We start from the raw sequence: 15,061 nt of genomic DNA, 5'->3' as shown, positions 1-15,061 counted from the left end.
TAAACTAATGCGGAATTAATTGTTTTTGTTCAGTAGAGATATTTCATAAAGATAAATAGCTCGTAGCATCATCTAAAATGCTACGAGCTATTTCAAGTACTAAAGCAAATAATTAGCTATTAAGGAGCTCCATTTGCCAAAGCGCAATAATACCTAATTGGATTTATAATTATGTTCGTTCGCTCGGTCAAGTTGTTCTTCGTTTTGTATTGTTAATCCTGGATATTCTTTTTTGAGTACTGCAATTGCGTCTTTTGCAAATTCCGGATTAATCGTTACTTTAAGCCTATCTGAATGGAAACCAGAACTTGACTGTACTACAGGTTGAACTTGAAATTGCTGGTCTCTTTGGAATGAGTTTCCTTTGTTAGCTTGATCATTGCAAATTGTCACAAGTGCATGATAAGCAAAAGTCATATCGCCGTTAGCAGATAATGTTCCATCTGTCATAACAAGAGAGCCATCGCGCTGAACTTCAACTGTTGTCTTGTATTTCATGTTTCTCTCACTTTATGGCCTATTTGTATATAATATTAGCATAATTTGCTGGCAAAACATTTAACTATTATTTTCAGATAAAAAACTTTATTCCCGAGAAGAAAGGAATTAGGATTGCTGCATCACAAAATCTAATTCTAGTTATTGAGATCTGACTCATATTGATAACTTAGGATAATTCCGTTTGGGTGCCTCTCATGAGAGATGATTCTAAGATTGAATTTGCAAATACCTTACGAGGTCTTGCTGCATTATTTGTCGTTGTTTCTCATTATTTAAGTGCTTTTTGGTATAAGAGGGACTCTATTTCTCATCTAATTAATGCACCTCTATTAACCCATGAAACCCACGCGACACCAATTTATGTTATGTGGCTTAACCCATTTCCACTTTTTGACTGGGGTGCTTATGGGGTAGGATTATTTTTTATAATCAGTGGATTTGTTATTCCCTTTTCACTTGGGAAGACCAATAGCATTAGTTTTTTCGTGAATCGTTTTTTTCGTATAGTTCCTACTTATGTCATTGGATTTAGTTTCACTTTATTGGCTCTATTTTTAGGTGGAAAATTCTTTATTGCTGGATGGCCATATACGTTTCAGGAAATAATAATTCACTATCTCCCCGGAATTCGAGACCTTTTTGCTTCAAGAAATATTGATGTTATTGTCTGGACTCTTGAAGTAGAAATGAAATTCTATTTCATCGCAGCACTATCCATTGTCTGGTTTCGTCGTTATTCTCTAAAGGTTTTTTTTATACCCACATTACTTTTTCTTTTGACCTGCTATATGTCGCACAGGATTCCCGAGTGGGCAACAAGTAATTTTGTAGCTTTTATTTGGGCAGAAACGTATATGATGTCAGCACAATATATTATTTTTATATTCATTGGTGTTGTTTTGCATTATTTATATTGTCATAAAATGAAACCTGATTTGGGATATTTCATAATCGGTACTTTATTTGCTATGTTTTGTATCGCTTGGTGGTCAGGGCCTTATTCAGGAAATTTAATCTTGGCATGGAGCTATGCTTTTGCTGTATTAACTTTTTTATTTGCTGCTATATTTCCACATTTTTTTAAAGCAAATCCTGTATTTAATTTTTTGGCACGAATTAGTTACCCATTGTATGTCATTCATAGTATCGCAGGTTATATCGCCTTACGTATGATGTTGGAGATGAAGTTTAAAATTTGGCTATCACTCAGTATCGTTATTAGTGCTTCCTTATTATTATCTTGGTTATTGCATGTATTTATTGAGCAGCCTTCTCGTACATTAGGGAAAAAACTCGCAGCAAAATTAAACAATAATTTTAAAGAGTCACCCATGTTTATAAAAAAAATGATAAAGTCATCGAGATTAAAACCCTCACAAAATTAATTTAGGAATTTTATGTCAGCTGCTGAAACCATTTTAAGTAAACAAGAAGAAAAATGGATCTTAGACAGGCGTATAACAAGACTTTCTGATAATAAAGAAGTTCAAATTTATCCGATGGGAGCTGAGCGCTATCTCGCATCCGCATTGGCAGGAGATCGAAAAGATAGATATGATCTTCGAGGAGAGATCGACGGAAAAAATGTCTTGGTCATTCCTGGATATGGAAATAGTAGTTTTCTATTGGCTCAAGCAGGTGCAAAAGCCGTTACTGCCTATGATAAAGATCCCGTTACAATTGCTTGGATGAAAGCATTTAAAAAATATTACCTTTATCGTGAATATGATAATCATGGAAATCCACTTCCTTCAATCGGTGAATTATTCGCTGCACTGACCTACTGGTATCCTCCTTTAATGACTTTATCTAGTGGAAAATTCACTAATTTTCTATCCTGGTTAATACTACCGAATTCCTTAAGAAGAACCTATATTCACTACATGGTGGCATTGGTTCAACATGCTGTTCGATCCAAAACCCAAAGTAATTATGAACTTGATAAAAACATTCAATTCCATGTAGGGACAATAGAGCAACTGCTGATGAATGATAGAGCTCAAACGTTTGATACTGCTTTTGTCCCCTATTTGCTTGGTGTTGAAAATGGGATAGAAAAAGAAAATGAGATAGTCGGATTTATTGAACAATTAATCAAAATTATTCCTGAGGGACATATTTTGGTAACACCTTCACGAAATACTAAAGAATTTTCTATTTTAGGGAAAAGTTATTTTGTAACAACAGGTTATGCGGATATTCAAGAGATACCCCAGTTAAAAACCTGTTTTGTGGGCGATGACAAATACTGGTTTCGGACTCAAGGGCTTGCAATATTTGGAGCGCGGCACAATTAGTTGGTGTAGTATCAATTTATCAATTATTCGATTGGAGATAAGGCTATGGAATATAAAACCTTAGGAAATACAGGCTTGCTTGTTTCTACTCTTTGTTTAGGAACAATGACTTTTGGGGGAAAAGGATTTTGGGAAACAGTTGGTGCGGTTGACCAAGCAGGTGTAGATAACCTCATCAAAGCTTCGATAGATGCAGGGATAAATTTTTTTGACACTGCGGATATTTATTCGGAAGGAGAAAGCGAGCGTCTTTTAGGGAATTCTTTAAAAAACCTTAATATTGCGCGCAAAGACGTAGTGATCGCAACCAAAGTATACGGAAGAGTAGGGCAAGGGTACAATGATATAGGGGCCTCTCGGGGGCATATTATGGATGCTGTGGATGCAAGTCTTCGTCGACTGAATACTGAGTATATTGATTTGTATCAAATCCATGGAAATGATCCCATTACGCCAATCGAAGAAACTCTGCGAGCACTTGATACGTTAGTCCAACAAGGAAAAGTTCGCTATATTGGGTGTTCTAATTGGCAAGCATGGAAAATTGCAAAAGCATTGGGAATTTCTCAATTTAAAAACCTGGCCCGCTTTGATACGTTGCAAGCCTATTATTCGTTGGCTGGGAGAGATTTGGAACGAGAAATTATCCCTCTATTGGAAGCCGAAAAAACGGGGCTTCTGGTATGGAGCCCGCTTGCTGGTGGTTTACTTTCAGGTAAATTCAGCCGTGAAAATCAAACACCAGAACACGCTCGTCGTTCCAGCTTTGATTTTCCCGTTGTCGATAAGGAAAGGGCTTGGAAAATTCTCGATGTACTCAGACCAATAGCGGCAAACCATAATTGTAGTGTCGCTCGTGTTTCATTGGCATGGGTACTTACCAGACCTGCTGTAACTTCTGTTATTCTTGGTGCCAAACACATAGAACAATTAGAAGATAATTTAGAGGCTGTGAAACTCAAATTATCAGTTGAAGAATTAAAACAGTTAGATGAGGTGAGTGCGTTACCACCAGAATATCCTGGATGGATGCTTCCTTTTCAAGCGTTAGATCGATTAGATCCATCCGTACAGCTTTTTTAAAGGGCTCAACTCTATTTTTAAGATTCTGCATTAATTCCTGGTCCTCTGAACGGAACTAATCATGTCATCGCGATCGTAGCGAGCGATCTCCTATCGTAACACCGTGCTACAGAATGGAGATCCCTCGCTATGCTAGAATGACATGCTGCACTTCAGCTAAGCTATTTTCCTCATTTTTATTTTTCAAATTTTTATGCCATATATTATAGCAAGGGGAATAATATGATCAGCCTATGATTTCCATTCAGTTACGGTTTTATGAAGAATTAAATGATTTTCTCCCACCAGAAAAGCGTAAAACGCAGTTTATTCATACCGTAGCACAAAAAACCTCGATTAAAGATCTTATCGAATCTCTTGGGATTCCACATACTGAAATCGAAGTGATATTAGTCAATGGAATATCCGTTGATTTCAACTATCTTGTCCAAGATAAAGATTTTATTTCCGTATATCCTGTTTTTGAGGTTTTTGATTTAAGTGAAATAATTCAACTACACCCCGAACCACTGAGAAAACCTCGTTTTATTCTGGATGTGCATCTTGGAAAACTCGCTAAGTATTTGCGTTTACTCGGATTTGATGTGGTTTACGCAAATAATTTAACGGATGAGTTCATCATTCAATGCAGTATTAAGGAACATCGAATAGTGTTAACACGTGATATCGGGATTTTAAAAAATAAAAGAATAACCCATGGGCATTGGATACACCATACCAATCCTCAACAGCAAATAGACGAAGTGTTGCATCAGTTCCAGCTAGGAAAACAGTGCCATCCATTTACTCGATGCCTCTCGTGTAATGGAAAGCTGAAAAAAATTGAAAAAACTAAAATCATCGCAGATATTCCTAAATTAGCACAAAAATATTATAAAACCTTCATGCAATGCCGTTCGTGCAAAAAAATTTATTGGGAGGGTTCGCACTATACTAAATTAAAAACCTGGATTGAGAAAATTTTGCGTGATGGTGAAGATGAGTCCTTTAAAAAGTAAGAGAAAATGCTGGTAAAAATTTTAAACATATCAAACGGATATGTCATCAAAGATACCATGAATCACTATTCACTGCTAAACTAGTTAAATGCCAAATTTTTTAAATAAGACACTATGATAAATGATCAAATTGATATATTTTTTAAGTCAAAAGCATTTGCTGTGGTTGGTGCCTCATCCAATCGGGGAAAATATGGAAATAAGGTTTTACGTTGTTATTTACAAAATGGTAAAAAGGTTTATCCAGTAAATCCTCAGGAAGATCACATTGAAGGATTGTCTGTTTTCTCTTCAGTACGAGATTTGCCAGACGAGGTGGAAAGCATTTCCATCATCACCCCAGCTGCCGTTACCGAGAAAGTTGTTGAAGATGCAATTCAAAAGGGCATTAAAAATATTTGGATGCAACCAGGTGCAGAAAGTAATAACGCCATTCAACACTGTAAGCAACACAAAATCAATATCATAGCTGGCGGACCTTGCATTTTAATTGCTTTGGATTATAAAGATCATTAAATTTTTTTTACAATTATCCTGGGCATATTGATAGCTTTGTGCTTCGATCTATATGAAGCAATTTGCATTTGATTAAGATCATCAGGATGTCGTGAATAATTGGCGGCACTTGGATACTAGAGAGCGTGATTTAAAATATCCTATCTATCTCTGGAGGAATGCCATGTTTTTTTTCCTTATTCAGGATGATAATTTAGCTGTGGATTATTAGGGATATCTATGTACATGTGGCTTGAACTATTAGTTATGCTCGTTCTTATCTTAATATCAGCGCAATTATTCTCTAATGCGCTGGAATATTTTGGTGAAAAAATAAATATTTCAACTGGGGTCACCGGTTCAATATTTGCAGCGATTTCTACAGCACTTCCAGAAACAACCGTACCACTTTTAGCAATTATTGCAGGAACTCCTGATCGACAAATTAATGAAGAAATTAGTGTAGGAGCAATTTTAGGTGCTCCATTAATGTTATCTACCTTATCAACGTTTATTATGGCTTTTTCAGTAATTAAAAAGCGAGGTATTAAGGGATATATAGCACCAGAAGTTAGTGGATTTAAAAGAGATTTGAATTTTTTCCTAGTAGCATTTACATTCGGTGCTTTAGCAATGTTTCTTCCTCTAGAGCCAAACTATATACGTATTTTATTTAGTGTTACACTGATTTCTCTCTATTTTATCTATTTATTACTTACATTTAGTGCATCTAAAGCTTTAGTCAAAGATGGGCATGCTGTCATCACGAATGAACCCTTGATCCTAAACCAGCTAGGCCTAAAAACCAACCTCACAACAATCCTGATTCAATTACTTTTTGGTTTGATTTTATTAGTATTTAGTGCAAAAGGATTCATTGAGGGCGTACATGAAGTGGCAGACTCTATTGGTGTACCTGTTTTGCTTTTATCGTTGCTTATTATTCCTATAGCAACAGAATTACCGGAAAAGGTAAACAGTGTGATTTGGGTACGCAAAGGGCAAGACACTCTAGGCTTTGGTAATATATCTGGTGCGATGGTTTTTCAGGGAACATTATTACCTGCATTAGGAATACTTTTAACACCGTGGCAACCTTCCAGGATAGTACTCACCGGCATCCTCATTACTTACCTGGCTACAGCATGGTTAAGGTTTAATATTTCAGCACATGGGATTAAAGTGAGTGCATTGCTTTTGAATGGAATTTTATACCTAACCTATCTTGGAATCGTGCTTTTATAATGCATATAGGCGGGATCAACACTTGTTATTTTCCCTTATTAAAATTTAGGTCTCCCTTATTTAATTTTCATAATGAATACGCTATAAGCTCGTATAACTAGCGCAATAATATTATTTTTTCCTCAGCAAATGGAGTTTATGTTTTATGAAATTTGATGTCATTATCCTTGGCAGTGGAATTGTCGGAGTATCGATCGCAACTCATTTGCAAATGCGAGGACGTTCCGTAGCTTTGATCGATTTGAAATCGCCAGGAAATGAAACATCTTTTGGTAACGCAGGCTTAATTCAGCGTGAAGGGGTATACCCCTATGCATTTCCAAGAGATATAGCTTCGCTAATTAAGTATGCTTTGAACTACTCTCCTGAGGTCAGATATCATCCAAAATCGATACTCAAACTTGCACCTTTCTTGTGGAAATATTGGCTTAACTCTCATACTTTTCGTCATGCAAAGATTGCAAAATCTTATGCAACTTTAATCCAGCATAGTGTCAATGAACATCACTTTCTTGCAGATGCTGCAGAAGCGCGACATTTGTTGCGCTCAGGAGGATGGATTAAAGTTTTTAGAACCTCAAAAAAACAAGATACTGAACTTCAATTTGCTGAGCAGTGCAAAACGGAGTATGGCATCCAATTTGAGTTCCTTGATTCATCATCATTACAAGAAGTTGAACCTGATCTCGATAAATCGTTATTAAGCGCTCTTCGATATGTAGAATCAGAAACTGTAAGCGACCCTGGTGCGCTGGTATCTGCCTATGCAAAATATTTTGAACAGCTTGGCGGCCAGTTCTTTTTTGGCGATGCATTCACTTTATCCAATCAATGGACAGTTCAAACAGGGCAGGGGCTAATCCATGCCGACGCTGCTGTGATTGCATTAGGACCCTGGTCTGATGTTTTATGCTCAAGGCTTGGATATCGTTTTCCACTGGCAGTCAAACGTGGATATCATATGCATTATGCAATAGGGCAAAATGCACACCTTTATCATCCTGTACTTGATATAGAGAATGGTTATTTAATCGCGCCTATGGCACGCGGGATTCGTCTTACAACAGGCGCAGAATTTGCCACACGCGACTCGAAAAGGACTCCGGTGCAGCTTGATTTGGTAGAACCTATTGCGCGCACGCTTTTCCCAATTACCACACGAATTGATGATTCTCCTTGGATGGGTTGTAGGCCATGTACTCCTGATATGCTCCCCATTATTGGCCCAGCTCCCCGACATAAGGGACTTTGGTTTGCATTCGGACACGCACATCATGGTTTGACTTTAGGACCTATTACAGGTCGTTTGCTTGCTGAAATGATGACCAAAGAGGACTTAATCGTTGATCCATTGCCGTTTAGTGCCAATCGATTTACTACATAAAACAACACATTTCATTGTAAGATGATTTAAAATTGCGAATTTATCGAGTAGGAGATATGAATGAGCGAGCCATTTAAAATCATTACTGACTTTAAAGAAAATGATGTTGTTTCTAAAATCATTTATGACAATTTAAAAAAATTTAATGAATCGATTATTGGCAATTATGAAGCAAAACCTTTTATTATTCATGCACAAAATGAGATATCGGAAGTGCTTGGCGGCATTAAAGGAGATATATTGGGTAAGCTGTGTCGAGTATTTACCGTTTGGATCCATGAGCAGTATCGTCGCCAAGGATTAGGACGTGAATTGTTTCGACAATTAGATGTTTTCGCAAAAGAGAATCACTGCCAAATAATTCAACTGGATACAGCAGAATTCCAAGCAAAAGGATTCTATGAAAAGCTGGGGTATCAGATAATTGCCACATTACCTGATAATTTTATGGGTTATACCAGTTACATTTTGAGAAAAAATTTACTCTAAGCATTCCTGTTTCATTTAACAAAATATTTATATATGGCAGATAATGAATTCTCTATTATTCCAAAAGTAGTTACTCAGTTGCCTCGATTAAAGTATTTAAATTTTTCTGGTCATAAAATAAAACAATTACCTGAAGATATTAATGGTTGCGTCATATTGCATTAGTGCTTGAAATTCAAATAAACAACAATGAGAGTTGATTGAAGTAATTTTATCCATTTGTCTTTTTAAAATTATTTCCATTTTGGAAAATTTAAATTTCGAATTTTCTATATTATCAATATCGGTCAAATAGAATAAATTATGCTCATCATAAGCAGGAAGGGTGTGACAAATGACCAAACTTAAAGATTTGCGAGTAATTATTTCTGAATGTGCAAAAACTTCTCGAAAGATTGGAAATAATTATGAAGAAGCCCCTATGATTTCCTATGACATACGCAAACTTCCACAATTAAATGAGACGAATTTGTCATCAAAATTATTTCTAGATGAAGATTTTGTCGTACCGCCAAAAGAGAATGGTCGCTACTGGGTCAAAGCAAAGATAGGAAAGCTTTATCTCGAATGGATACCCGATGGGAAGGGAAGCTTTAGTCTAAATATTAAATTTATAGATAAACAAAATCGAACCCTAAGGTCATTTTTAAATTTACAAAATCCACGACATTCAAATATTGAGTTTGAAGATTTATTGCCCTTTAGTTTAGATGCCTATTATTATGATCGTACAGGTAATCCAAGGAGAAGTGCCCGCTTTGCACGTGAGCAAAGAAGCTGTGCTTATGAACTGAAGATGACTCTCACCAAATTGCTTCTTGGTGAAACGCCTACTGCAGATGAACTGAGAAAATTCCAGGAAAATTACAGGAAACTTTATATTATAGGAAATTCAGTGCAACCTGACGAACCAATTAAAAAAACTCTATTTCAACCCTTAAAAGATATTACATACTTCGGTCTTAATTCTCATAAAAAACCTGCTACTTTGTTTGAAGTATCAGCAAAAATAGGGGCGATTGCCTTAAATAATTTGTCTATCAATGAGAAAGAAATTGGCGATGTTTTGATGGAGTACCTGGAGGTTACAGGTAAAAATTTAGATATATTTGACAAAAAAGAGGTTCAATTGGAAATATTGACTACTCTAATCGATAAAGGACGAGTTCCTTTAAAGTCAATAGTTGATGATATAGAGCCTTTATTACAAAATGCGATTTGCAGTTTAAATAGGCAGCACAGAGCTGCTCGATATTTTTCATGTAACGATTTTACTTTAAATAATAAAACTGGTGCCGAGATTGATCAATGGCTGCAAGATATATTGTATCAAGACCTTTCTCTTAAAGAACGCAAAAAAGGATATCTTGTAGGATTGGAATGTATCATTAACGATTTGAAACCTGAACAAAAAAAGAGCTTAGGGCTCTGTATTTTAAATAATCCAAACCATTTCTTAAAAAAAGAAAGAGGCTTTCTTCGTTCTTTAGAGTATTCCAATGATACATACTCTATCTTTCGAGTTGTTAAAAAGCTGATGCTTGGAGAACAAAAAAACAACACGCTTATTATTAATGATGATGAACACCATCAAGATCATGTTCTGTCTCGCCATGTATAAAAAATAAATCTACAATTAGCGGCTTGCATCCAGGATAGAGCAGAAATCCCGGATGCAAGGCTCTAGGCAACCTTACTTTATATTTTGTTAAAATACTGGCAGTGAACGTTGAACGGCGTTTTCTTCATATACTTCTATGCATGGAGGCGTTTTATCTACATCAAGTTTCATATTTAGCTTTCTTAGTTCTTGTTCCAGTGCTTTAGCCCACTTATAAACTCCGTTAGTGGTTTCAATAGGTTGATACTTAAAGAAACTCTTAGGTAGTACTGTTCGTAAATGTTCAATGCCAGCCAATAAACAACGTTTGACACTTTTCGCACAATTATTTTTAATTAGCGTATAATTTTCATTTCGTTCGTTTTCCATGGCTTTAATCACTTCTAACTCATCAACGAAATAAGGTAATCCACACTCACTGGTAGGGAGATTGATCGAATGGTCCGGGTGTCGTCCATCAGTTTTGTAAAGTTTTTTTATTAACATTTCTTGACGGGAAAGAAAATCTGCTCGTTCATTGATCTCTGATTTTAATACCTCCATCTTCTTTTCATCTAGATTTTGCAATTTTTCACTGAGTTCACCAAGCTGGACTTGAAGATTTCTCATTTCTTTATTAATTCGATCGATTTCTGTTTGATTTTCTTGAATTTGATCTTGATAAGCACTGTCTTGTTGTATTCTCATTTTTTCAAGCTCAGCTAATTCCCGCGACAGCTCTAAATTCTCCTTTTGTAACTTATCAAGCATTTGAATTACAGACTTCATTTCATTATATGTAATGTTCCCAGGACTACAAATTTTTTCTAAGTAACTTGATTTATTGTAAAGAAAAGCAATTCTTTGCTTATTTTTAGCCAACATTCTGGTTAAATTATCTGTTTTTTCCTTGAGTTGATCCAGTTCCTGTTGACAGCGTTTACTCAGGTCATCTCGTAAGGTAATTAAATCTTGCTGTTTTGCTACTAACGCTTTAAGTTGTGCTTCAATATTTTTTTTATTGTCTAAATCACTATCTAAGTTCCAAGTTTTAACGATGTTATTTAGGTTTTCTTTTTTATCTTTATCTACTTTTTGTATTCCCTCTTGATAGTAGGGATGTTCAATGGGATGCGTTGATCCTTTGCCCATTACTTCTCTTTGCATATCGGATTCATGATCGGATATTTCTGGCTTAACTCCCTTACATTTCGGGGCAAGATGCAAAAAATGAAAAAAATCTTGAGCCAATTGACTTCTTGATGGCGTAATCTTGGGCCAGAAACTATGGGTTACTTCAACGCTTCTGAGGGTTTTTCGCCTGTAATATTTTCCCGCTTTACCTTCAGCCAATTCAGGTACATAACTAAGACTTTTTTTTACAAAAAAATGGCTTGGATTATCTTCTAGTTTTGCGAAGCCGCGCGAGCGCTCATTAAGCTCCATGTAAAAGTTAGCGTGGCCAATATTTTCATCTCCATCAGAGGCTAATAATGGACCAAAGAATCGGTTTTTAATCCGTTTGCCAAAAATTTGCGTTGTTGAAAGCCAAACATTTACTTGAATCATAAAAGCCTTATTTCTTTTATATCAAAAAAAAAGGTGAAAAATCACACACTTAGCGACGTCCAATCTGTATCTTATATTAAACTATTTGTTTTTCAAGTACTCAGTTCTATTTTTTATTAAAAAAAGAGTGGCTTTACTATTTTGCACAATGACATTTATAAATAGAGAATGCGAATTAATAAAACTTGCTCTAATGCATTCCAGAACGAGCGATATTTTGATATTTTTTTGAACTTTATGACGAATTTCAACTAATGTAACTGCTCAATTATTATTTGATTTTTGCCTCCTTTTTTAGCTTGATATAGTGCCTTATCGGCAAGGTTAATGACGGTTTCAATATTCGATGAATAATCAAAATGAATATTAACAATCCCTATACTTAATGTCACTTGCTCCAAAATGGTCTGGTCATTAATATTGGAATCACCATGAACTAGTTTGTTTTTAAATAAACCGTTTATTTTTTGACATACAGAGATAGCTTCTTCAAGAGGCTGATTGGCAAGAATTGCAGCAAACTCATCGCCGCCTAGCCGAAAAAGCGAATCATTTGTTCGTTGACAAACACTATTGAGAAGTTCGGCAAGACCGATTAAAAATTTATCACCAAAAGGATGGCCAAAATTATCATTAATTAATTTAAAATTATCAACATCCATAGATATAAGATTTAAAGGGTATCTATTGCGTTTGGCTCGTTTAAGCTCCTGCGGGAATAGAAATTCAAAATGTCTTCTGTTATATAGCCCAGTTAAAGGATCCGTTATCGATATAATTTGTAACTCATAAATCAATGTTTCTCTTTCTTGGGATAATTGAAAGGTTTTATGCAATAGTTTCATATTAATTTTTGCGGAAATAAGTAGCATCACAACAAACAATAAAAACATAGTTGCCAAAAGGGCTCTGTCCATGTCCAGAACAGAATAATTATAGGCAATTACAGGTAAAAACATGGGAACTATATAGGCATAATATGCTGGTAAACAAACAGAAAGTGTCGCAATTGAACCAGCGCTCATTCCGCCAAATACTAAAATAATAATGAATTCATAGCGTTCAGTGACATAAGCTAAAGAAATTAAGTAGCAAGCCCCCCATGCAATCCCCATGACTAGAGTGAGTAAAAAAAACTTGATTAAAATAGATTGTTTTTCTACTAGATATAAATCGTTCTTAATGATTTGACTACAAAAATTCCATCTAATAATACTAATGATTAAAATTCCGCAATACCAAGCACTAATGAGTAAGAAGGGGACCTGATGATATAAAATAAGAACGAGCAACGAGGCCAAAATAACATTAAAAGGAATGGCTCTTTTAGAACCTTCTATAAGGAGTAATGTTGCTTCCTTCTCTAACTTAAAGATCATCTCATTTCTCTTTGATAGTTCCTTTTTGTCTATTACATAGTATAGCTGGTGATACTCAAGTATCATTCAATGCAGAGATAACTATATAGAAGTGATAGGAGTACAATTATGTCAAAATACTCTCCAGCATGGCCTCATGGCGATATAATTGAAGTATTTGCAGGTATCTATGTTGTCCGTGGTACTAATATTACTCATTTTGATGATACAAAGATTCAGCACAGTAGAAATATGACAATTATTGAATCGAACGGGGATTTAACCCTCATCAATACTGTACGACTGAATGAGATTGGATTACAAGCGCTTGATAATTTAGGTAACGTAAGGCACGTTTTGAGCATTGGGGCATTTCATGGAAGAGATGATCCATTTTATGTAGATAGATATCACGCCAGCTTATGGTCTGTTCCTACTGAAGTAAAAGCTAATAGTATACGGTATTTGCACGACCAGGATGAACTGCCAATAAAAAACAGCCATTTTTTCATGTTCAAAAGTTCATCTCCCTCTGAGGGCTTCATCTATATTGAAGATCATGAGGGTATTATTATCACCTGTGACAGCATAAAAAATTGGGTTGAAATTGATGAATTCTTTAGTGAAGATACAGCAAAGATGGCTCTAACTCATGGGGAAATAGCAAAAGCACGAATTTCACCTATATGGCTTAATGCCACAGGGGTTCATAAGGCTGATTTCAACTCTTTGTTACAATTGAGATTCAAACATCTTATTAGCGCTCATGGAAATGTATTAAGAGATACAGCCTATTCTGAGGTGAAACATTCTGTGGAACAAATGAGTTGACCCCAAACTTTATAAAATAATCGTTCTCATTTGTTCGATTAACTGCATAACAGGAGTCTCATCACTTTGGTCGAATACAACAACATCAGATAATTCCATTCCCAACAGATCACTTAGTTTATTCAAGGCCCTGAAATGCTATATCAACAACACCATTGGGTTCAAACATCGATTTAAAATGCTCTAGACTCACTCGTTTTGAGTGATCGCTCTGATTGGATGAAAGTAAATCGAGTCCATAAAGAGCGATATCCTCGATAATACGTTCATGCCTGTAATACGACAAAATCGTCTTATTGATCACAACCTCACCATAGCCCTCATAAAAATATGCTACTTCTGCAGGTAAATTCCAAACATTGCCAACGCCACCGCCTATAAACATAAGATCTCGTTCTTTGGGAGCCATCATAGGGTCATCCCAATCAATGATGTAAAATGATTCATCCGAAGACATTAAAATGTTTCCGGCATGTATATCTGCATGACACAGGACGTAATCCTGTGCATCAAATTGTATTTTTTTCACCAATTCTTCTGCCGAATTAACAAGTCGATAAATCGAAGCGAATTGTTTTCGATAATACCTTTTAAAATCTATAGTCATTTTATTGGTGGATGTATCCGATTCTATTTGAGAGTATAAAGATTTAACCATTTCGCGCCATTTTGGAGAAAACATTTCTTTTCTTAGTGATTTTCGAAGTGCAAGCGGTATGGATAATGTATGAATTTGCTTTAATGTTTTACCTAACTTGATCCACTGATTTTTAGTTAATACTAGCTGGAATCCATCGAATCCCTCAATAAAAGGGTAAACAATCATTTTAAAGTCGTTTAATTGTTTTATTAATTTGCCATCAATAGAAGAAACAGGAAAAATAATTTCCTTGACGTGTGAATCATGCAGCAACTTAATAACATCCATGTGGGTTTCTTCATGGTTACCGTATTTAAGCTTTAAAAAATAAGAGTTGGGTGAAGCATTTACTTTATAAACCAATGCACTCATGTCAGCGCCTAATTGAAGCGGCAGAATATCTTTTGCGCTGATCGCGTAGTGATTTTTTAATAGCTCAATCAGCTGCTGTTTGGGAATCGGTTGACCTGGCATAGACAAAGTTTAAGTAGGTTTGAATTATGTTGCATATGTTATAACAAAAGCCAAAATCTGAGTACTTTTACTCATAATCTAAATCGCGCGCATCTGC

General features: G+C 35.6%; 14 protein-coding genes. 10 read left to right on the top strand and 4 right to left on the bottom strand.

Annotated elements, in window-relative coordinates; translation table 11 throughout:
* Positions 1-153 precede the first annotated feature (153 nt).
* The gene (locus EL022_RS11040; RefSeq protein ID WP_028380520.1) at positions 154-498 is read right to left on the bottom strand and encodes a hypothetical protein; all 345 of its coding nucleotides are present in this window, start codon (positions 496-498) and stop codon (positions 154-156) included.
* Positions 499-695: 197 nt separating this feature from the next.
* On the opposite strand from EL022_RS11040, the gene EL022_RS11035 reads away from it, so the two are divergent.
* The 9 genes from EL022_RS11035 to EL022_RS10995 all read left to right on the top strand — a co-directional run bounded on the left by EL022_RS11035 (position 696) and on the right by EL022_RS10995 (position 10,113).
* A complete protein-coding gene (locus EL022_RS11035) occupies positions 696-1,886 on the top strand; it encodes an acyltransferase family protein (protein ID WP_028380521.1) in 1,191 nt (396 codons plus the stop codon).
* Positions 1,887-1,898: 12 nt separating this feature from the next.
* Positions 1,899-2,798, top strand: coding sequence for a hypothetical protein (locus EL022_RS11030; protein ID WP_028380522.1), 900 nt, complete (start codon positions 1,899-1,901; stop codon positions 2,796-2,798).
* 45 nt (positions 2,799-2,843) lie between these two features.
* Positions 2,844-3,881, top strand: a complete 1,038-nt coding sequence (locus EL022_RS11025) for an aldo/keto reductase (RefSeq protein WP_028380523.1) — start codon at positions 2,844-2,846, stop codon at positions 3,879-3,881.
* A gap of 233 nt (positions 3,882-4,114) precedes the next feature.
* Positions 4,115-4,879, top strand: a complete 765-nt coding sequence (locus tag EL022_RS11020) for a Mut7-C RNAse domain-containing protein (RefSeq protein ID WP_028380524.1) — start codon at positions 4,115-4,117, stop codon at positions 4,877-4,879.
* Between the two features lie 114 nt (positions 4,880-4,993).
* On the top strand, positions 4,994-5,395 hold the full coding sequence (locus EL022_RS11015; RefSeq protein WP_028380525.1) for a CoA-binding protein: 402 nt from the start codon (positions 4,994-4,996) through the stop codon (positions 5,393-5,395).
* Positions 5,396-5,620: 225 nt separating this feature from the next.
* Positions 5,621-6,619, top strand: coding sequence for a sodium:calcium antiporter (locus tag EL022_RS11010; protein ID WP_028380526.1), 999 nt, complete (start codon positions 5,621-5,623; stop codon positions 6,617-6,619).
* Positions 6,620-6,764: 145 nt separating this feature from the next.
* The gene (locus EL022_RS11005; protein WP_028380527.1) at positions 6,765-8,003 is read left to right on the top strand and encodes an NAD(P)/FAD-dependent oxidoreductase; all 1,239 of its coding nucleotides are present in this window, start codon (positions 6,765-6,767) and stop codon (positions 8,001-8,003) included.
* Positions 8,004-8,063: 60 nt separating this feature from the next.
* Positions 8,064-8,492: a GNAT family N-acetyltransferase gene (locus EL022_RS11000; RefSeq protein ID WP_028380528.1), complete on the top strand. Its 429-nt coding sequence runs from the start codon at positions 8,064-8,066 to the stop codon at positions 8,490-8,492.
* A gap of 334 nt (positions 8,493-8,826) precedes the next feature.
* Positions 8,827-10,113, top strand: a complete 1,287-nt coding sequence (locus EL022_RS10995; protein ID WP_028380529.1) for a hypothetical protein — start codon at positions 8,827-8,829, stop codon at positions 10,111-10,113.
* An 87-nt stretch (positions 10,114-10,200) separates the two neighbouring features.
* On the opposite strand, the gene EL022_RS10990 is transcribed toward EL022_RS10995, so the two are convergent.
* Positions 10,201-11,661: a hypothetical protein gene (locus tag EL022_RS10990; protein ID WP_051544416.1), complete on the bottom strand. Its 1,461-nt coding sequence runs from the start codon at positions 11,659-11,661 to the stop codon at positions 10,201-10,203.
* A 251-nt stretch (positions 11,662-11,912) separates the two neighbouring features.
* Entirely contained in the window at positions 11,913-13,040 is a 1,128-nt protein-coding gene (locus tag EL022_RS10985) for a GGDEF domain-containing protein (RefSeq protein WP_028380530.1), read from the bottom strand.
* A 108-nt stretch (positions 13,041-13,148) separates the two neighbouring features.
* Between EL022_RS10985 and EL022_RS10980 the strand changes: the two genes are divergently transcribed.
* A complete protein-coding gene (locus tag EL022_RS10980) occupies positions 13,149-13,850 on the top strand; it encodes a hypothetical protein (RefSeq protein WP_028380531.1) in 702 nt (233 codons plus the stop codon).
* A gap of 118 nt (positions 13,851-13,968) precedes the next feature.
* On the opposite strand, the gene EL022_RS10975 is transcribed toward EL022_RS10980, so the two are convergent.
* Positions 13,969-14,964 carry an aminoglycoside phosphotransferase family protein gene (locus tag EL022_RS10975; RefSeq protein WP_028380532.1) on the bottom strand — a complete coding sequence of 332 codons (996 nt, stop codon included), beginning with the start codon at positions 14,962-14,964 and terminating at the stop codon, positions 13,969-13,971.
* Positions 14,965-15,061: the final 97 nt, after the last annotated feature.

Source organism: Legionella cherrii (genome assembly GCF_900635815.1).
In the GTDB taxonomy this organism is placed as follows: Bacteria; Pseudomonadota; Gammaproteobacteria; order Legionellales; family Legionellaceae; genus Legionella; species Legionella cherrii.
Note: the sequence above shows the minus strand (reverse complement) of the source record. Positions and strands in the feature narration are given on the sequence as shown.